18 protein-coding genes are annotated in these 18,687 nt (G+C 38.4%); 9 read left to right on the top strand and 9 right to left on the bottom strand.

Features of this window, described 5'->3' with window-relative positions:
• Positions 1-41: 41 nt before the first annotated feature.
• Positions 42-1,319, top strand: coding sequence for a sensor histidine kinase (locus NMK36_RS28385; RefSeq protein ID WP_072717434.1), 1,278 nt, complete (start codon positions 42-44; stop codon positions 1,317-1,319).
• Positions 1,320-1,348: 29 nt separating this feature from the next.
• Here the strand turns inward: NMK36_RS28385 and NMK36_RS28380 are convergent, their stop codons facing one another.
• Both NMK36_RS28380 and NMK36_RS28375 read right to left on the bottom strand, forming a co-directional pair.
• A complete protein-coding gene (locus NMK36_RS28380; RefSeq protein ID WP_072717435.1) occupies positions 1,349-2,320 on the bottom strand; it encodes an NAD(P)H-dependent glycerol-3-phosphate dehydrogenase in 972 nt (323 codons plus the stop codon).
• 63 nt (positions 2,321-2,383) lie between these two features.
• Positions 2,384-3,121 carry an HAD-IIB family hydrolase gene (locus NMK36_RS28375; protein WP_072718634.1) on the bottom strand — a complete coding sequence of 246 codons (738 nt, stop codon included), beginning with the start codon at positions 3,119-3,121 and terminating at the stop codon, positions 2,384-2,386.
• Positions 3,122-3,279: 158 nt separating this feature from the next.
• Here NMK36_RS28375 and NMK36_RS28370 point away from each other — a divergent pair, with 158 nt between their 5' ends.
• Positions 3,280-3,897 (top strand): LysE family translocator, encoded by a 618-nt coding sequence (locus NMK36_RS28370; protein WP_072717436.1) that lies wholly within the window; start codon positions 3,280-3,282, stop codon positions 3,895-3,897.
• Positions 3,898-3,984: 87 nt separating this feature from the next.
• On the opposite strand, the gene NMK36_RS28365 is transcribed toward NMK36_RS28370, so the two are convergent.
• The 4 genes from NMK36_RS28365 to NMK36_RS28350 all read right to left on the bottom strand — a co-directional run bounded on the left by NMK36_RS28365 (position 3,985) and on the right by NMK36_RS28350 (position 9,564).
• Positions 3,985-4,338 (bottom strand): slr1659 superfamily regulator, encoded by a 354-nt coding sequence (locus NMK36_RS28365; RefSeq protein WP_072717437.1) that lies wholly within the window; start codon positions 4,336-4,338, stop codon positions 3,985-3,987.
• A gap of 38 nt (positions 4,339-4,376) precedes the next feature.
• Entirely contained in the window at positions 4,377-4,970 is a 594-nt protein-coding gene (locus NMK36_RS28360) for a DUF6272 family protein (RefSeq protein ID WP_072717438.1), read from the bottom strand.
• A 179-nt stretch (positions 4,971-5,149) separates the two neighbouring features.
• Positions 5,150-7,264 carry a SpoIIE family protein phosphatase gene (locus tag NMK36_RS28355; protein ID WP_254175145.1) on the bottom strand — a complete coding sequence of 705 codons (2,115 nt, stop codon included), beginning with the start codon at positions 7,262-7,264 and terminating at the stop codon, positions 5,150-5,152.
• Between the two features lie 164 nt (positions 7,265-7,428).
• Complete coding sequence (locus tag NMK36_RS28350) at positions 7,429-9,564, bottom strand: SpoIIE family protein phosphatase (RefSeq protein WP_254175144.1); 2,136 nt, start codon at positions 9,562-9,564, stop codon at positions 7,429-7,431.
• A gap of 390 nt (positions 9,565-9,954) precedes the next feature.
• On the opposite strand from NMK36_RS28350, the gene NMK36_RS28345 reads away from it, so the two are divergent.
• From NMK36_RS28345 to NMK36_RS28315, 7 genes are all read left to right on the top strand, one after another.
• Complete coding sequence (locus NMK36_RS28345) at positions 9,955-10,392, top strand: RrF2 family transcriptional regulator (RefSeq protein ID WP_072717441.1); 438 nt, start codon at positions 9,955-9,957, stop codon at positions 10,390-10,392.
• A 59-nt stretch (positions 10,393-10,451) separates the two neighbouring features.
• Positions 10,452-11,387, top strand: a complete 936-nt coding sequence (gene cysK, locus NMK36_RS28340) for a cysteine synthase A (protein ID WP_072717442.1) — start codon at positions 10,452-10,454, stop codon at positions 11,385-11,387.
• A gap of 236 nt (positions 11,388-11,623) precedes the next feature.
• Complete coding sequence (locus NMK36_RS28335) at positions 11,624-12,604, top strand: FkbM family methyltransferase (RefSeq protein WP_072718635.1); 981 nt, start codon at positions 11,624-11,626, stop codon at positions 12,602-12,604.
• A gap of 98 nt (positions 12,605-12,702) precedes the next feature.
• Positions 12,703-13,383: a Uma2 family endonuclease gene (locus NMK36_RS28330; RefSeq protein ID WP_072717443.1), complete on the top strand. Its 681-nt coding sequence runs from the start codon at positions 12,703-12,705 to the stop codon at positions 13,381-13,383.
• Between the two features lie 80 nt (positions 13,384-13,463).
• Positions 13,464-14,351 (top strand): indole-3-glycerol phosphate synthase TrpC, encoded by an 888-nt coding sequence (gene trpC / locus NMK36_RS28325; protein ID WP_072717444.1) that lies wholly within the window; start codon positions 13,464-13,466, stop codon positions 14,349-14,351.
• A 139-nt stretch (positions 14,352-14,490) separates the two neighbouring features.
• Complete coding sequence (locus NMK36_RS28320; RefSeq protein WP_072717445.1) at positions 14,491-14,745, top strand: DUF5340 domain-containing protein; 255 nt, start codon at positions 14,491-14,493, stop codon at positions 14,743-14,745.
• 111 nt (positions 14,746-14,856) lie between these two features.
• Positions 14,857-16,011 (top strand): pyridoxal-phosphate-dependent aminotransferase family protein, encoded by a 1,155-nt coding sequence (locus NMK36_RS28315; RefSeq protein WP_193871567.1) that lies wholly within the window; start codon positions 14,857-14,859, stop codon positions 16,009-16,011.
• A gap of 81 nt (positions 16,012-16,092) precedes the next feature.
• Here NMK36_RS28315 and NMK36_RS28310 read toward each other — a convergent pair whose 3' ends face one another.
• The 3 genes from NMK36_RS28310 to nblR all read right to left on the bottom strand — a co-directional run bounded on the left by NMK36_RS28310 (position 16,093) and on the right by nblR (position 18,563).
• Positions 16,093-16,308, bottom strand: a complete 216-nt coding sequence (locus NMK36_RS28310) for a DUF2949 domain-containing protein (RefSeq protein WP_072720499.1) — start codon at positions 16,306-16,308, stop codon at positions 16,093-16,095.
• 671 nt (positions 16,309-16,979) lie between these two features.
• Positions 16,980-17,573 (bottom strand): DUF192 domain-containing protein, encoded by a 594-nt coding sequence (locus NMK36_RS28305; RefSeq protein WP_437126707.1) that lies wholly within the window; start codon positions 17,571-17,573, stop codon positions 16,980-16,982.
• A 294-nt stretch (positions 17,574-17,867) separates the two neighbouring features.
• Complete coding sequence (gene nblR / locus NMK36_RS28300) at positions 17,868-18,563, bottom strand: response regulator transcription factor NblR (protein ID WP_072720501.1); 696 nt, start codon at positions 18,561-18,563, stop codon at positions 17,868-17,870.
• Between the last annotated feature and the right edge of the window lie 124 nt (positions 18,564-18,687).

The following is an 18,687-nucleotide window of genomic DNA, read 5'->3' as shown; positions in this document are numbered from 1 at the left end:
AAATAAATTGAAACGCTCTATCCCATTTTTACTTCTGATTTATGGCACAGATTTTGGTCGCAGATGATGATATTACTACACAATTGATTCTGCAACACGCCCTAGAAGAACAAGGACATCAAGTGTATACGGCTGAGGATGGAGAAATGGCCCTGGGTTTAGCTCAGAAATACCATCCGAATTTAGTGATTTGTGATTGGATGATGCCTAAAGTTGATGGGTTAGAAGTGTGCAAAACGTTGAAAGCTGATCCGGATCTGAGTTCTGCATTTTTTATTTTATTGACGGCTAAAGAAAATAGTATTGATCGCATTACGGGGTTAGATTCAGGGGCTGATGATTTTATTTCTAAACCCATTGAAATTGACGAAATTTTAGCACGAGTTCGATCAGGATTAAGAATTCAAAATTTGAATCAAGCGTTGTTAAAAACCAATCAACAGTTAAGTCAAGCGTTATCGAATTTACAACAAGCTCAAGTTCAATTAGTTCAGCATGAAAAAATGTTGAGTTTAGTACAGTTTGTGGCGGGAATTGCCCATGAAATTAATAATCCGGTCACGTTTATTCGGGGAAATCTGGATTATGTAGCCGAATATACTCACAATTTGTTAGAGGTAGTTCATCTGTATCAAAAAGTTTATCCTCAACCTCAACCGGAAATTAAGACGAAATTGAAAGAGATGGAGGTTGAGTATATTATGGATGATTTACCTCAAGTTCTGAAGTCGATGGAACAGGGAACTGAACGAATTAGTAATATTATTCAATCTTTGAGAAACTTTTCCCGGTTGGATGAATCGGAGAAAAAATTAGCTAATATTCATGAAGGAATTGATAATACTTTATTAATTTTGCAAAGTCGTCTGAATCAAAACTCCAAGCATCCGATTCAAGTGATTAAATTATATGGAAAAATACCCCCGATTATTTGTTATCCAAGTCACTTAAATCAGGTGTTTATGAATTTATTAAATAATGCTATTGATGCGATCGCCCTACACCAAAAACAACATCCTATTCTGGAACCGAAAATTTGGATTAAAACTGAAACCTGTGTCTCTTCTAATCCTCATCAAAGTTTAACCCAGGCGATTAGAATTCGGATTCACGATAATGGAATCGGGATTCCCAAAGAAATTCGTCCCCAAATTGTTGATCCCTTTTTTACAACAAAACCCGTCGGTTCTGGAACCGGATTAGGTCTGAGTATTGCTTATCAAATTGTAGTTGAAAAACACGGAGGAACCTTTAAATTTCATTCGGAAGTAGGGAAAGGAACAGAGTTTATTGTGGAAATTCCGGTTCTTCCATCTTGAACATTGACTCAATTCCTATTCCCCTGTTTTTAGCGATCATAAAATTCCGGTTTTAAATCCCGTTCCATTAAGGCTTCAACCGCTTTTTGAGGAGTTATTTGATGATTTAAAAGCTGATAAACTTGCCAGGAAATCGGGACTGGAATCCGTTCTCGATGGGCAATTTCAATTAAAACATTGGTCGTATTGACTCCTTCTGCGGTACTTCCTAATTCAGTTAAGACTTGTTCTAAAGATTTACCTTCTGCTAATCCATAGCCTACGCGATAATTACGGCTTAAAGCACTATTACAAGTGGTTAACATATCTCCTAAACCGGATAACCCAAAAAACGTTTCTGTTTTTCCGCCTAAATGGGTTCCAATTCTAATAATTTCGGTTAAAGCACGAGTTAGTAAGGCGGATTTAGCATTTGTTCCTAATTGTAATCCATCACAAACTCCCGCCGCGATCGCAATTACATTTTTTAAGGTTCCTCCTAATTCTGTTCCCATGGGATCGGAACTGGTATACACCCGAAATCGATTAGAGGCAAACACCGTTTGGACAATCTTTGCGGCTTCTAAATTTTCACTGGCTACCACCGTGGCGGCGGGTAAACCTTGTTCAATTTCTGCGGATAAATTCGGCCCCGATAAAACAACAATGGGATGTTGAGGAAACCAGTTTCCCCACAGTTGAGAAGGAGTCCGAGTGCTATCAGGATCTAAGCCTTTTGTAGCGGTAACAATGGGAATTTTTTCCGGTAATTTTAAGGTTTGAAGCTGTTGGGCTGTTACGGCTACTCCTCTCATGGAAATAGCAGAAACTAAGACATCAACGGCGTTAATACTTTCTTCTAAGGAATTCCCAAAACGGCGTGACCAAAGGTTAACTGTATGGCCATTATAACGCGCTAATTGTGCTAAGGCTGAACCCCAAGCCCCCGCACCTAAAATGGCTAATGTTAAGGGCTGATGAGGCACTGGGGGTTGAGACAAGGAAGTAGAATCTTGGGTCATATAATCTCAGGAAATCGGAAACATTAAGGTTGAAAGACTGATTCACTTAAACTCAATCAAAGTTTAGAAGGTTTTTCCGTAATATTGAATTCCATCCCAAATTCCAGCGACTCCTGGAAATTCACTGTAATAAACATTCTTTAAACTTTTAATTTTTTCGACTAATTTTAATTCTGAGTTCCCCACAGCAATACTTTTCAGTCCGGTTTCAAATAAGGGTAAATCGTTCAAGGAATCTCCTGATGTAATCACTTGTTGGGGATGTATCTTTAACATATCCATTAATTTAAGCAAGGTTGAACCTTTGGCAACACCGGGGGGTAAAATATCTAAATATTTATCCGCAGAGGTAATACATTGAAATCCCGCATCGTGAATTTTTTTAACAATTCGTTCTTGATTTTCATCAGGTTTATAATAATAAGAAACTCGATATTCGGCAAAAATCGGTTGTAAGGTTAATCCAGGTTCATCTGTTAAAAGTTGGTGAGCAAATTCGCTGGCATTTCCCCAAAGATTCGCAATCCAATTTTGCACTTCTGCTACAGGAGTTAAGCTTTTTCCTTCATAAACCGTTGTTCCCACATCTCCAATTAGATAATCGGGTCGGGGCATCTTTATGTTTTTTTCATCATATAAACGTAGGGTGAATTCTAAACTTCGACCCGTGACAAAGATTAATAATAAGCGATGGCGGTTTTCCTCTAAATAGTCATAAAATTTTTGTCTTTCCTCTGGAGAACCACCTAAAAATGTACCATCTAAATCCGTTGCTAAAACTAAAGTGTTATTCTGAATCATGGTTTGGTTTTGAGTGACTTTTAACTTCCCTATTTCATCATAAAACATGGAGACAACAGTAAGCCCTAAAATGCTTAAAAGCTTAGTACACCCTTAAGGGCTGCACACCTTCCTACAGTGGTAGGCTTTAAAAGGTTATTACAGTTTTGGAATTAATTATGGATATTCGGTTTTTAGTTAAGGGTTTAATCATTGGTTTTTCCATTGCGGCTCCTGTGGGGCCCATTGGGATTTTATGTATTCGTCGTTCCTTATCTGATGGGCATTGGGTGGGATTTTTTACGGGGTTAGGTGCCGCTAGTGCAGATGCTTTCTATGGGTTTATTGCGGGATTTGGATTAACCATCATCTCTAATATTTTAGTCAGTCAACAAATAATTTTAAAATTAATAGGGGGCTTATTTTTATGTTATTTAGGCTTAAAAACAGCCTTGGCAAAACCAGCCCAAGATGCCGCAAATCCATCAGGAAAAGTGGTGAGTGCCTATGCTTCCACCTTTTTTCTAACGGTGACAAATCCTATGACAATTTTATCTTTTGTTGCTATTTTTGCCGGATTAGGATTGGGAAGCAGCAATAATTATGGAGATGCTGGGATCTTGGTTTTAGGAGTGTTTTTAGGGTCAGCATTGTGGTGGTTGATCTTAGTCAGTGGGGTCAGTTTATTCCGTGATAAAATCAGTTCGGATACCCTGCACTGGGTAAACCGGATGTCAGGAATTCTGATTTTTGGGTTCGGGTTAGGGGCATTATTCAGCTTAGTAATAGGGGATTAAAGTTTATGAATTCCAACGTTCATTTTGTTAAAAGAATAAATATTGAGCGAAACTTAGTTATTCCCTTGAATTGAGATTGAAAATTAATTATTCAACCTTCAACTCTAAACTGGGTAAAAACTTTTTTAGATTTTGCAAAGATTTATCTTGCCATGCCACTTCTTTAGAGCCTAAAATAATTAATTGAATTTGAGGTTTTTTCCGCAATCCCATGACAAATTTTGATAACAAACTAATTCCCGAACTATTTAAAAACGATAAATTTCTTAAATCTAAGGTCATCAATGGAGGTTCCGTTGCCATAACTTGTTCTAATAATTTTTTAATCGGTTCATATTCCACCGGCCCCCCTAAACTCAATTCTCCTTGAAAACAAATCATCACAGATTCAGGATCATATTGAACAATATGGTCTTCACCTTTAATTTCCTGTACTGTCATTGTTGCTACCTCTCTCTAGCTGTAAAAATAACTCAATTTTACACGGTTACTTGAGCCATCGTTGTTACTAAAATAATTTTTGGTTGTTCGGAAATCTGTTCAAATTTCCAACCCAGTTGAGCTTGATAATCATTGATCATCGTTAATAAGCCTAAACCTGAAGCATTATTATTTTCATCCTCTACACTTTGTTCAACTTGACGAATATACAACTCATTGGGATCTTCAGTCAGTAATTCTTGAATAAAGGATTGAAACTTTTCCATTCCTTCTGTGGTAATTGAATTTGTCGCAAAAATAGCAGCCGTTACCGTTTGGCTTTCTTCAATAAAATGGATGCCAAATTTAATTTTAGATTTTACCTTCTCATTATTAAATTTCATGGCATTTTCTAACAATTCATTTGCCACATAACTAACGGCTCCTTTCCCCTGTTTAATCCGTTTTTCTCGGCTGGGGTTATCAGCATCTAAGGGTAAAAAAGTTGAAAAATAATCTGCTACAAAATGAGCCGATAAAAGATTATTTCGCCAGCGTTGTTTAATCGGTCGGGATGTTGGCGTGAATGTCAACTCCAAAGAATCATGATCAGGGGGAAATTGATGTAAAAACTCTCCAAAAATTTGCGCCATAATCACTTGACCTGGGGGAAAATCACTGGGTTATTCAATAATAGCCTTTATATTTTAGGCTAATTCTGTTCAAAAACCACAAAATTAATAAAATCTTAACTCAAGGGGACAAAATTATCAAATTTTTTTTGATCCAAGCTCTGATTTATTTTGTTCGGATCAATCTGAATCTCCCTCCTCTAGCGTTGTTTTAAAATTAATAGGGTAATATCATCAAACTGTTTTTGATGTCCCCTGAATGTCTTAATATCGGAAATCACTGCTTCCTTAATCTCCTCAGCTTGATAATGCCAATTTTCACTGATAACGTTACACAGTCTTTCCAAGCTATATTGGGATTTTTGCATATTTCTAGCTTCTGTAATTCCATCAGTATAAAGCACAATAAAATCTCCTCGTTTTAACTCCACCTCGATTTGATTAATAAATTCCGAAATATCTTCATCTAAACCTATGGGTAAACCTAAATCAATGGTATCAATTCGCTCAACGTTCCCTCCTTGACGAACGATTAAGATTTCCTCATGTTGACCACTAATATTTAAATGACCATTCTGATAATTTAAAATCGCTAAGGTCAGATTTTTATCAGAATTCATTCGTTGAACATTACGATAAATGGCTCGATTCAAAATATTTAAAAACTGAACTGGATCAGATTCTTGAACTTCCTTAAGAATCCGAACAGCAGCTTGAGTCATCACCATTAAAATACCGCTTTCTAAGCCATGACCCGTCACATCTCCAATGCCAATCGTGACAACGCCATCGGTATATAAAATATCATAATAATCTCCTCCCACTTCATGGGCAGGTTCCATATATACTGCAATGTCTAGCCCTTCAATTAAAGCTAATTCTTCTGGATTGGGGAGAATCAATTGCTGCATTTGTCGCAACAAATCTAACTCCCCACTCATCCGAGAGTTATCGGCTTTTAATTGTTGATTTAATGCTAAAATTTTAGCATGAGCATCTGCTAATTCTGCCGTTCTTTCTATCACTTTTTGTTCTAAAGTTTCAAAGGAATCTTGGATTTGATTTGCCATTTGATTAAAAGATTTACCCAATTCTGCGAGTTCAATAATGCGAGTAACTTTAACAGTTTGATCTAAATCTCCGGTTGTGATTCTCTGAGAAGCTCGATTTAATCGTAGAATGGGTTCAGTAATCCAACGAGCAATTAAAATCCCCATTGTTGTTGCGATCGCTAAAGCAATGATACATAATAAAATTGTTTTCTGAGTATTCGCATCAATTTCTCCCATAAAATCTGACTCAGGAATGGTAATCACAATCAGCCAATTTAAACCGAATTGATCTTGCCAAGGAGTAACCCATAGAAAAATTTTTTCACCGTTTAATTTAAAACTTAAGGCTTGTTTTTTATTAATTTCAGTGAGATTATTAAACCGTTGCATGAGATATTGACTCGACGCACGAATTAACGGATCACGACTTTGAAAAGCACTTAATCGTTGAGAAGATCCATCAACATTTAAATAGGGTTTTTCAGAACTGGAACTAGCAACAATCAAACCATTCCGTTCCACAATAAAAATTTTACTAGAGGAACTAATATATAAATGCTTTAAAAAATTACTAATTTGAGTTAAAATTAAATCAATTCCAATTATACCCACTAATTTATTTTGTTGATTATAGATCGGATAACTAGAAGCAATAGAAATCACGTCCGGGCGATCATCCCATTGATAAATTTCAGTCCAAATCGGTTTACCTGCTGCCACCGCATTACTATACCATTCATCATCTTGATAAGGATATTTTTCATGGGCTAGAAGCGTTGTGGGATCACCATGATCATCTAAAGCATAACGTTTATAATAACCTTTATCCGTTGGGTTCATTAATTCTAAATAGAGTGTGCCATCATCTTCGCGACCCACACCTAAAAATAATCCATCCACAGTTCCCAAATTAAAATAACTGAGATAAGGATACACTTTCATCTGCTTCCAAAAATGGCGACGGATGCTGTCTAAATCTTGAAAATTTAGTAAACCCAACTGAACTAAATTAAAATTAACTTCATTAACTTGAGTCGGTGCTGTTAAATAATAATTTAACTGTTGAATAATCCTTTGACTGACCTCATTTTGAAGTTTATTAGCTAAATTATTAACAGATTTTTGTCCATTTTCAAAGGATAACCATCCCACTAATCCAACGGCGGTAAAAATTTGCAAAACAAAAGGAAAAATCAGAAGATTTCTCAGAGAAATCTTTTTAAAGCTAGAATAAATCCAGGGATTAAAAAATTGATTTGACATGGGCTTGATCCTCAAAGAGGAATGATAAGTAATCCGTTGTTGTGCTTTAGCACCCTTTCTTGCCCTGAAATACAACAACAGGTCTTTAACCAATATCTTATTCTTGACCGATATCCCGGACAGAATATTTAACTTAACAATTTCTTATCCCCTTTCTCCCCTTATTATTTTTTTTTAATCACTAATAATGTCATATCATCAAATTGTTTTTCTTGACCCATAAATGACTGTACATCATTAATTACAGCATTTTTTATGACTTCTGCGGTCTGATGCCAGTTTTGACTAATAATGCTACAAAGCTGTTCCACTCCATAGAATTTTTTCCGGTTATTTTGGGCTTCGGTAATCCCATCAGTATACAAAACAACTCCATCCCCAGAATTTAAGACAATTAAAGTATGGCTAATAAATTGAGTAATATCTTCATCTAAGCCAATGGGTAGCCCTAAATCCATTGTATTAACTCGTTCAACATTACCGCTTTGACGAACGATTAAAATTTCCTCATGTTGCCCACTGATACTTAATAAACCTTCAGAATAATTTAAAATAGCTAAAGTTAGATTTTTATCTGAATTCATCCGTTGAACATTATAATAAATCATTCGATTTAAAGTATTTAAAAAGATAACAGTATCATGCTCCTGTACTTCTTTTAAGGTACGAACGGCTGCTTGAATCATCACCATTAAAATTCCGCTTTCTAACCCATGACCTGTAACATCTCCAATGCCAATCGTAACAATTCCATTCGTATATAAAATATCATAATAATCACCCCCCACTTCATCGGCAGGTTTCATATATCCGACGATTTCTAAGTCTTGAATTTCGGCTAATTCTTGGGGTTTGGGAAGAATTAATTGTTGCATTTCTCTGAGAATATCAAGTTCTGCACTCATGCGTAAATTTTCGGCTTTGAGTCGCACATTTAAGGAACTAATTTCTTGATTAGCTTCTGCCAATTGTTGGGTACGCTCTTCGACTTTTTCTTCTAAGTTATCAAAGGATTCTTTCAATTGGACTGCCATCGAATTAAAAGAATTTGCCAAGGTTTCTAATTCTTGAATTCCTGTGATTTCCAGATTTTGAGTTAATTCTCCTTCTGCTAGTTTATGGGAAGCTTGATTAATTGTCAAAATGGGTTTTGTAATCCAACGGGCTGTTAAAATTCCCATTCCTGTAGCGACTCCCAAAGCGATTAAACATAACCCAATCGTCATACGATTATTTTGTTGAATTCGTGCCATAAAATCGGCTTCAGGAACAACCACCACCACTAACCAATCGATGCCTTTTCCATCTCGAATGGGTAAAATTTGAGCATAATACCACCCATCATTTTGCAAAAATTTAACTTGTTCATTATTTTGAATTGCCTTAAAACTACCAAACCGTTTTAAAAAGGCATTAGCCGTATTCCGAATGGTAGAATTTGTACTATGATTGGCAAGCATTCGTTCAATGATAGCCTCTTCTCCTTTCCATTGGAGTTTAAAAGGCTTTTCAATTTTAGAACTAACAACTAACTCCCCCGAACGTTCAATAATAAAACTTTGTCCACGAGGACTAATATAAAGCTTTTCTAAAAATTCTGTAATTCTTAATAAGGTAATATTAATACATAAAACGCCCTGTAAGTTTTGCTGTAGATCAAACACGGGCCAAACCACCGACATTCCTAAAGCCGTGTCTGTATTTCGGCGAGAAAAGAAAGGGTAAATGGAAGTCCAAATCGGTTTTTGAGCTTGTTTTGCTTGTTGATACCAAGGACGTTGACGAGGATCATATTCGGCTTGTTTTAACAATTTAACCCGGTTTCCCTGTTGATCTAAAAGGTAAACGTCACGGATGGGTTCAGTGTCAATGGTGCGAATTTTGAGTTGAATTTCACTATTTTCTAAATGTTCAACGCCGACAAATTCTCCCTGTTCATTTCCATATAAAAAATAACTTTCTAAATCTCCTTCTAAGACGACTTGAAAAAAATATTGCTTTAATCCTTCAATATCATTCAAATTTAACGTTCCGGCTTCTACACTATCATGGGTAACTCGCAAAATTTGAAAGGATTTATCAAAATAGTTTAAAACATGATTTTCAATCCGAACACTAACGCTTTGTATTAACTGTTGTGCTAGATTTTCAACCGCTTGTTGACCATTTTTAAAGGAGAAATAACCCACTAATCCAACAGCGGCCGTAATTTGCAAGATAAAGGGAAAAACCAAAGCGGTTTTTAATCGAATTCTCCGTAAAGGTTGAAACCCCGAACGGATTTTTAAGAAAGAGTTCATACCCTGTGTCTAATGTCAGGTGTCGAGGGTTGGGTTTTAGATTGGGGAAAAAAGAAGCCAATCGTTAACAGTAAACTATCAAAAAATAGCCGTTAACATTTCTGATTTTAATAACAGAGGTCAAATAAGTCAAGGACTTGAGGCAAGGCGGTGAGGGATAAAATTCAGATAAACCCTATATTAATTTTTTTTAAAAAGAATAATTTAATATAAGATATGAAACTTATTAATTGTTATTGATTGATCCCAAAAACCGATAAATTCGTTGCGTTTTGAGATCAAACCGGGAACAGCTTAACAGGGATCTACATATTTCCCGTTTAATTCCTGTATTCCGAGAGGAAAACTGGGGTATACTAAAAAAGTGAAACAGTTGTTAATGATTTCTGCGTGGAACTCTCCTGTAAAAGTCAGTATGCCCTTCTCGCCCTGATCGAATTGGCAACTCACTATGATGATCCTGAACCCAGGCAGGTTCGCCAAATTGCAGCCCAGCATAATATTCCTGATCGCTATCTCGAACAATTGCTGGCAACCTTGCGGCGCTGTGGCATCGTTCGCAGTCAACGAGGCTCCAAAGGAGGCTATTATCTGGCCAAGGAACCGGGGAAAATTACTCTATTTGATGTGGTCAACTGCTTAGAAGGAACAGATCCCGAAGCAGCCCCTCAAAATTCTTGCCTCAATACCGTTGAAAGTGCAATCATTTGGGAATTTTGGCAAGAAGCAGAGCAAATGGCTAACTCTGTGTTACAGAAATACACCTTAAAAGACTTGTGTGAACAAAGAGATGCCCGACAACAGAAGGATATTATGTATTACATCTGAATGGTTAGGTATGAGTTCCTCAGACTGCTTGTATCATTGTTCTTTATTCGAGTCTCAATATGCGTATCGCTCATAACATTACTGAATTAGTGGGTCACACTCCTTTAGTCCAACTGAACCGAATTCCCAAGGCGGAAGGATGTGTGGCTCAAATTGTTGTGAAATTAGAAGGGATGAACCCCGCCTCTTCCGTCAAAGATCGAATTGGGGTGAATATGATTAATGTCGCGGAAAAAGAAGGGCTGATCACCCCCGGTAAAACTGTATTAGTGGAACCCACCTCCGGGAATACTGGAATTGCCCTGGCTATGGTCGCCGCAGCTAGAGGCTATCGTTTAATTTTAACGATGCCAGAAACCATGAGTTCAGAACGACGGGCGATGTTAAAGGCTTATGGGGCAGAACTAGAACTCACTCCCGGTATTGAAGGGATGAGTGGTTGTATTAGAAGGGCTCAGGAAATTGTGGATACCCTGCCCGATGCCTATATGTTACAACAATTCCGCAACCCGGCTAACCCCCAAATTCACCGCAAAACAACGGCTGAGGAAATTTGGACGGATACCGATGGTTGTGTCGATATTCTCATTTCTGGGGTGGGAACCGGAGGTACATTAACCGGAGTAGCCGAAGTCCTCAAACAACGTAAACCGAATTTTCAAGCTATTGCAGTAGAACCTGCCAATAGTCCAATTTTATCCGGGGGTAAACCAGGGCCCCATAAAATTCAAGGCATTGGGGCTGGCTTTATTCCTCCCGTTTTGAATGTTGATCTCATTGATGAAGTGATTCAAGTTCGGGATGAGGATGCCATGATTTTTGGCCGTCGCATGGCGCGAGAAGAAGGGATTTTATCAGGAATTTCCTCCGGTGCGGCATTGTATGCTGCCATTGAAGTTGGTAAACGCCCTGAAAATAAAGGCAAACTGATTGTGATGATTCAACCGAGTTTCGGCGAACGTTACCTGAGTACACCTTTATTTCAAGAAGGTTGAGTGTTGTCAGTTATCAGTTATCAGTTATCAGTTGTTAGACGTGCTGGGGACTTACGGCATCAACTCCCCCAGGTGCGTCTTTACAGATGTTAACCATTCCCCCTCTTCCCTCTTCTCCTCTCCCCCTACTTCCCCCTGTAGGGGACAGGGTTTCCCTACCCAAATTTAAACAGGTGAAAAGAGGGTTGGGAGGGACGCCACCCCGACAGGTTTTGATCACAAATCATTTTTATCTTATGTCTATCTTTGTTAAATATTTAAAACAATCGGGATATTTAGATCAGATTGACCTAACTTTATGTATTGTAGGTTCGCGTCAGGTTCAAGAATTTATTGATATTGATTATTCCCATCAAGGGTGGGAAATTTTTGCCCCTGGTTTAACCATTTATGGTTTTGATGCGGATGAAAAAGCTTGTCAAGACCGCAATCAACAATTAGCACAAAAAAAGATAAACTGGACAGAAACCCATATTCCTTTAGCGGTTTGGAATACGTCAGGAACTCAAACTTTATATCAAACCCAACATCCAGAATGTAGTTCCTTATATCCTCCCAATGAATTAGTGATTAATCGTTTAGATGAATATGCTGAACGTCATAAATTAATCTCTACAACTTCTGTAAAAACCACAACCCTAGATGAGTTTTTTCAAGATAAAACCACATCAATTGATTTTCTTCAGTTGGATGTCCAAGGCGGAGAATTAAACGTTTTAGAAGGGTGTTCTCAACTGTTAGAACATCAAATTTTAATGATATTAGTGGAAGTTTCATTTATAGAACTCTATAAAAATCAACCGTTATTTGCAGAAGTTGATATTTATCTTAGAAATCAAGGGTTTACCCTCCTCGACTTTGGAAAACGATGGAATGGTCGTCGTCAAGGAATTACATTGATGTCTCGTCAACACCCTGGACAATTAGTATGGACAGATGGGTTTTATGTTCGAGATTTAATTCGACCGGATCAAAATTTAGGTTTTAAAACCCCTGATAATATTCTAAAATTGGCTTGTATCGCTGATATTTTTATGTTCTATGATTATGCTTTAGAACTCTTAGGATATTTAACTTTAAATTATGGAGATAACCCTCAATATCATTTAACGGATGTAATCATTAACAGTATTCAAGAGCATCCAGAAATAAAAAATCTTAATATAGAATCTATTCCTTTTATTTCTAAATTACTGAAAAAGAGTCATCCCTCTTAATTAACTTGATTTCGCTAATAGGCGTATTTTTTTTAAAATAACGCTATTAAATTAATTTTAAGCTAAACTATATCTATCGTGAGTCGGTTAAACAGTCTATGTCTATTATTTATAACGAACCTTCCCTCTTTCTAGCGTCAGAACAAGAGGAATTTGATGATATTATATTTCCACCCGGTAATTTGTGGAGTGAGGAACCAGCATTGGAAAGTTACTTACATTTACAACAACTGATACTTTTATTAAAATGCCTTGACTGGTGGTGGCGTGAGCGCAATGATTATTTTTCAGCAGGTAATCTCACTGTTTATTTTAGCCCCAATCAAAAAAAATCAGAACATTTTAGAGGGCCAGATTTTTTAGTGGTTTTGAACACAGAACGCAAACCTCGCCGAAGTTGGGTTGTGTGGGAAGAAGGGAAATATCCTAATATTATTATTGAACTATTATCTCCCTCCACCGCAGAAATTGATAAAGGTTTCAAGAAACAACTGTATCAAGATACATTCCGAACTTTTGATTATTTTTGGTTTGATCCTGAAACTTTAGAGTTAGCAGGATTTCATTTAGTTGATGGACAATACCAACCCCTTGAACCCAACTCTCAAGGATGGTTATGGAGTCAACAATTAGAATTATTTTTAGGCGTTCATAACTCTCAATTGCGTTTTTTTACTTCTGAAGGTAAACTTCTCCCCACTCCTGAAGAAGTAGCAACAGAAGCCGAAGCTTTATTAGCAAAATATCGAGAACAATTTGGAGATTTACCCGAAAGTTAAGATAAGATTCAAGGATTTAAGCTCATATTAGGATTATAATTTAAGACAGTCGAGTTAAACAATAAACCTCCTCAACTTCTATGGTCTCTATTCGTCGTCGTCCACCTAATCCTGCTGTTGAAGTATTAAACTTACGCTATCAGGTTGCTGTCCCTGGTGCAGAACCTCAGAATATTTTAGAAGAAATTATTTGGTATAAAGAAAAAGAAATCACCGACTTAAGGGAACGTTTACCCTTAGAACAATTAAAACAAAAAGTCAATACAATTCCTGCACCCCGTAACTTTTTTGAAGCATTAAAATCTAGTCAAACTCAACCTGCGGTCATCGCTGAAGTTAAAAAAGCCTCCCCCAGTAAAGGCGTAATTCGAGAAGATTTTGACCCCGTTGCGATCGCAAAATCCTATCAGCAAGGAGGCGCAAGTTGTTTATCGGTTTTAACCGATCAAAAATTCTTTCAAGGGAGTTTTGAAAATCTAGCTAAAGTTCGGGCTGTTGTTGATTTACCCTTACTTTGTAAAGATTTTGTTATCTATCCTTATCAAATTTATTTAGCGCGATATCATGGAGCCGATGCGGTTTTATTAATTGCTGCGGTTCTATCCGATCAAGATTTACAATATTTTCTCAAAATTGCAAAAGTATTAGGAATGACCGCTTTAATTGAAGTCCATACCCTCGAAGAATTAGATCGAGTTTTAAGCTTAAATGGCGTTAATTTAATCGGCATTAATAATCGCAATTTACAAGATTTTACCGTTGATTTACAAACCACTTGCCAATTGTTACAAACCCGACAATCGCAATTCCAATCCCGTGATATTTTAGTGGTGAGTGAATCAGGACTTCATACCCGTGAGGATCTCAATTTAGTCACCCAAGCCGGGGCGAGAGCCGTTTTGATTGGGGAATCTTTCATGAAGCAACCCGATCCAGGTGTTGCCTTAAATCAACTGATTACCTCTTAGTGTATTATAGGGAAACGACAGTGAAATCCTGTTTCCTGAGTTGAATATTCTCATCCTGAGATAATTTTTAACCCCATTGAAGCCCTCGATCTTTCAATTGATCATGCAGTCTGGTTTACTGGAGATTTAGTTAAAGTTGATGGAACCGATTCCTCTTCCTGCTTATGTTCATTATGAACTGCTCCTGCAATTTCTAGAACGAAAAACGAGGTTTGCAGTTAAACGGAACTCTCCTCAATACGAGAAGGTTGATCAATTGATTATTACCTTACGGAAAGCCGTCGCCCTACACAAGCAATTAGAGCAAAGCTGTATTCAAGCAAATCTCCCCGTTGACTATCGCTGGTCTTTGAATGAAATTAATCCCGAACAGATTAATTTACCAGAGGGATAAAGGGTGGAAAGAAGAATTCACCAATTGAGAATTAAGTTGCAATTTTGAGGGAAAATATTTCCTTCTGTGACTTACACAAAACAGCGAACCCATAAAGAGTAAAAACAGACAATGGACGATAAATTAATGTTGATGATTCCGGGGCCAACCCCCGTTCCTGAACAGGCTTTATTAGCACTGTCAAAACACCCCATCGGACATCGCAGTGGGGATTTTAGCAAAATCATGGAGGAAGTGACGGCGAACCTGAAATGGTTACACCAAACCCAAAATGATGTGCTGATTTTAACCGCCAGTGGCACTGGGGCAATGGAAGCCGGAATTATTAATTTCCTCAGTCGCGGGGAAAAGGTGTTATGCGGTTGTAATGGGAAATTCGGCGAACGTTGGGCCGAAGTCGCCACCGCCTACGGGTTAGAAGTCGATACCGTTACGGCTGAATGGGGACAACCCCTCGACCCTGAACAATTTCGGGCGAAATTAGAAGCAGATACTAACAAAGAAATTAAAGCCGTTATTATCACCCACAGCGAAACGTCTACAGGTGTAATTAACGATTTAGAAACCATTAATCGCCATGTTAAAGCCCATGGGGCGTTAATGATTGTCGATGCCGTTACTAGCTTAGGGGCGGTGCATCTTCCTATCGATGAATGGGGGATTGATGTTGTTGCTTCCGGTTCCCAAAAAGGGTATATGATTCCCCCTGGTTTAGGATTTGTTTCAGTCAGTGAGAAAGCCTGGGAAGCGTATAAAAATGCTAACCTTCCTCGCTACTATTTAGATTTGGGTTTATATCGCAAATCTGCTAAGAAAAATACCAATCCTTTTACCCCTCCGGTGAACTTGTTTTTTGCTTTACAAGTCACGTTACAAATGATGAAAAAAGAAGGGCTAGAGAATATTTTTGCCCGTCATCAACGGTTAACTAAAATTAGCCGGGAAGCCGTTAAAGCATTAGGATTATCATTATTTGCAGCCGATGAATGTGCCAGTCCTGCCATTACGGCTGTTGCTCCGCCTGAAGGGTTAAATGCTGAAGATGTTCGGGCGGTTGTTAAGAAGAAATTCGATATTATTTTAGCCGGAGGACAGGATCACCTCAAGGGTAAAATTTTCCGTATTGGTCATTTAGGATTTGTTAGCGATCGCGATATTCTAACAGCAATTGCGGCGCTAGAAGCTGCGTTACGGGAACTCGGTTATGAAGGGTTTACTCCTGGTGCGGGAGTGGCTGCGGCGGCTCGTGTGTTAGCTGAATCTTAATTTAATATTGAGTCGGGTGGGCATAGCCCACCTTCTCGATACTTCTGGGAATTATTAAAATTAGCAATATCCCATCCTAAATTAGGCAGTTTCTAACCAGTCGAAGATTTTATCTAACTGTTCCAATGTGACTAAACCATATTGCCACAGGGTCATAGATAACGGACTAGCATCGGGATATTTATGTTGAGATTCCGCCGGATGATTAGCTCGTTCTGCCATCGCAATAGAGTCAGGAGAAAGCGATAAATCTTCTTGTAAAAAACGAATAAACCGAGAGTAATTGATTGGTGTCATTTTAACATTCACCTCCTAATATAAAATCCATCTTGGGATTAAAAAATTTTTTTGATAAACGAGGCTGATCGCCTTTTGTTATAAATTGAGATGTTTATAAAGTCTGAGTTTGCCAACTTCAGAACATTAATTTTGGGATGTTAAGTTGTCTGAAAACAATTGCAGTTTTATACAATTGTTCCCTCAGTTTTCTCCTCACACATCTACATTAGTTGCGATTAAAATTCCGCACAATTGAGAACTAGCCACATTCTGTTCTGTCACAGGTTAGCTGTCTCAAAGAATTACTAACCAGTAGAACAGGTGCAGCTATTAAAATTAATCTGTCTGCTGACAGAACAGTTTCCCTGTCAAACGAGAGAAATCACAGAACTCTAAACTTTAGAGTCACCGTGTCATCGTTATTAAACCCTACCTCGCTCACTGAAGCGAACTTGACTCAAGATTAGCCTTGACAACCGATCAAGATTGTCGTGGAACAATTTCCTGGGCTTGATGAGTGTTTCCTCACACCTAAGAAGAACGAATCAACTGTATAGGGTTCACTGCGGGTACGCTTAACAGTTGTTTGGAGTAGACAGCTTAGCAAATTTGTCTACTGTTGTGTAGACCTTAGCATTAAAGTTTTAACAAATTACATGAACTTTTGTAAAGTTTTTTAAACTCAAGGCTTATTGCTGAAAATCTACAACTGTGATCGCAATGCGATCGCCCACTTTAATCCCCAATTCTTGAGAACGTCCTCCCCGCAGTTCAATCACTTGATCCACCGCCACATCAGGGCCATAAGTGGGACAAGGTTCCTGCTGACAAGGGGGAGCATTGACCTGAACCGCTTTAACAACCCCATTGCGAAGAAAAATCATATCCAGAGGAATTTTGCAGTTTTTCATCCAAAATCCCACAACGCGAGGTCGATCAAAGGGAAATAACATTCCCCGATCATCAGCCAAAGCGGTTCTATACATTAAGCCTAACGCTTGTTGCTGGGGGGTTTTAGCCACTTCAAGCTGAATCACTTGGCCCCCAATTTTCGCTTGAGCCGTAATGGGTAACATTTGACCCTGATTGTTTTGGGCTTGTGCAGGAACATCAAAAAGGGCAGTTCCTAAACTCAAGAATTGTGCTGTTGAAACCGATGAAAACAGCGATGAACAGCTAATCCATAGAATACCAACCACCCCAAAACCTATCGAGACTAAGGCTGTGGGGATAGAAGCCAAGATTAAACCCTGCTCAAATCCCACTAACAGTTGAATGTTCAACGCTCTCAAAAAATCCGTATCATCAGCGAAAAAAGATTGTACAACATCTTAGGCAACTTTGGTATTTTTTTTAAGGGAACAGGGAACAGGGAACAGGGGGAGAAGAGAAGAGGAGACAAGGGGACAAGGGGACAAGGGGACAAGGGGACAAGGGGACAAGGGGACAAGGGGACAAGGGGACAAGGGGACAAGGGGACAAGGGGACAAGGGGACAAGGGGACAGGGGGAGAAGAGAAGAGGGGAGGGGGTGCGACCGTCTTTGGTCGCTGATTTTGAACCGTCAACTGTCAATGGTCAACCATCTCTGAGGACATATCCAACGCCTCGAACTGTTTGAATTAAACGTTTTTCCCCTTCGTCTTCAATTTTCAGCCGTAAATAACGAATATAAACTTCTATAACATTGGACTCTCCTAGAAAGTCATAACCCCAGACATTCTCTAAAATTTGTTCACGGGTTAAAACTTCGCGAGGATGTTCCATTAAATATTTGAGTAATTCATACTCCTTCATTGTCAGTTCAATGGTTCTACCATTGCGAAGTGCCCGACGAGTGGCTAAATCTAAGACTAACTCCCCAAACCGCAATTGTTCATTATTGCTAGTCGCAGGCTTCAAATACAGATTGACCAGTTCTAAAAAAGTCTCCGTCCGATAGGGTTTTAAACAATAGTCATCGGCTCCTGACTCCAAACAGGCGATCCGATCTTCGATGGCATCTTTTGCCATTAATACTAACAAAGGTGTATGGTTTCCCAAATCCCTTAAATGACGACACAGAGACAGTCCTGACTCTCCTGCCAACAGTCGGTCAATTACAATTAATGCGGGTTGTAATTCCGTAGCCTGATGTAAACCAACTGTTCGATTACTAGCCACAATCGGATAATAACCCGCTTCTTCTAAATCCAGGCTAATTTGTTGAGCTAACATTTCATCTGGCTCAATCACTAAAATCGATGGATGATGATCTAACCCCAACTTACTCATTGATTTGTTGATTGTTGATGGTTAATTGTTGACAGTTGGCTATTGACAATTAGCTATTCAAAGTCAGCGAGCTAAGGTAGGATAGCACTCCTCCCTCTCTCCCCCTGCTCCCCTCATCCCCCCA

The organism is Planktothrix pseudagardhii, from assembly GCF_904830925.1.
Classification (GTDB): Bacteria; Cyanobacteriota; Cyanobacteriia; order Cyanobacteriales; family Microcoleaceae; genus Planktothrix; species Planktothrix tepida.
This window is presented reverse-complemented; position numbering and strand designations above follow the sequence as displayed.

What these genes read in the sequence shown, in the direction of transcription:
- NMK36_RS28385 (WP_072717434.1), top strand. Translation starts at nt 42, where the DNA reads ATGGCACAGATTTTGGTCGCAGATGATGATATTACTACACAATTGATT.
- NMK36_RS28380 (WP_072717435.1), bottom strand. Translation starts at nt 2,320, where the DNA reads ATGACCCAAGATTCTACTTCCTTGTCTCAACCCCCAGTGCCTCATCAG.
- NMK36_RS28375 (WP_072718634.1), bottom strand. Translation starts at nt 3,121, where the DNA reads ATGATTCAGAATAACACTTTAGTTTTAGCAACGGATTTAGATGGTACA.
- NMK36_RS28370 (WP_072717436.1), top strand. Translation starts at nt 3,280, where the DNA reads ATGGATATTCGGTTTTTAGTTAAGGGTTTAATCATTGGTTTTTCCATT.
- NMK36_RS28365 (WP_072717437.1), bottom strand. Translation starts at nt 4,338, where the DNA reads ATGACAGTACAGGAAATTAAAGGTGAAGACCATATTGTTCAATATGAT.
- NMK36_RS28360 (WP_072717438.1), bottom strand. Translation starts at nt 4,970, where the DNA reads ATGGCGCAAATTTTTGGAGAGTTTTTACATCAATTTCCCCCTGATCAT.
- NMK36_RS28355 (WP_254175145.1), bottom strand. Translation starts at nt 7,264, where the DNA reads ATGTCAAATCAATTTTTTAATCCCTGGATTTATTCTAGCTTTAAAAAG.
- NMK36_RS28350 (WP_254175144.1), bottom strand. Translation starts at nt 9,564, where the DNA reads ATGAACTCTTTCTTAAAAATCCGTTCGGGGTTTCAACCTTTACGGAGA.
- cysK (WP_072717442.1), top strand. Translation starts at nt 10,452, where the DNA reads ATGCGTATCGCTCATAACATTACTGAATTAGTGGGTCACACTCCTTTA.
- NMK36_RS28335 (WP_072718635.1), top strand. Translation starts at nt 11,624, where the DNA reads ATGTCTATCTTTGTTAAATATTTAAAACAATCGGGATATTTAGATCAG.
- NMK36_RS28330 (WP_072717443.1), top strand. Translation starts at nt 12,703, where the DNA reads ATGTCTATTATTTATAACGAACCTTCCCTCTTTCTAGCGTCAGAACAA.
- trpC (WP_072717444.1), top strand. Translation starts at nt 13,464, where the DNA reads ATGGTCTCTATTCGTCGTCGTCCACCTAATCCTGCTGTTGAAGTATTA.
- NMK36_RS28320 (WP_072717445.1), top strand. Translation starts at nt 14,491, where the DNA reads ATGGAACCGATTCCTCTTCCTGCTTATGTTCATTATGAACTGCTCCTG.
- NMK36_RS28315 (WP_193871567.1), top strand. Translation starts at nt 14,857, where the DNA reads ATGGACGATAAATTAATGTTGATGATTCCGGGGCCAACCCCCGTTCCT.
- NMK36_RS28310 (WP_072720499.1), bottom strand. Translation starts at nt 16,308, where the DNA reads ATGACACCAATCAATTACTCTCGGTTTATTCGTTTTTTACAAGAAGAT.
- nblR (WP_072720501.1), bottom strand. Translation starts at nt 18,563, where the DNA reads ATGAGTAAGTTGGGGTTAGATCATCATCCATCGATTTTAGTGATTGAG.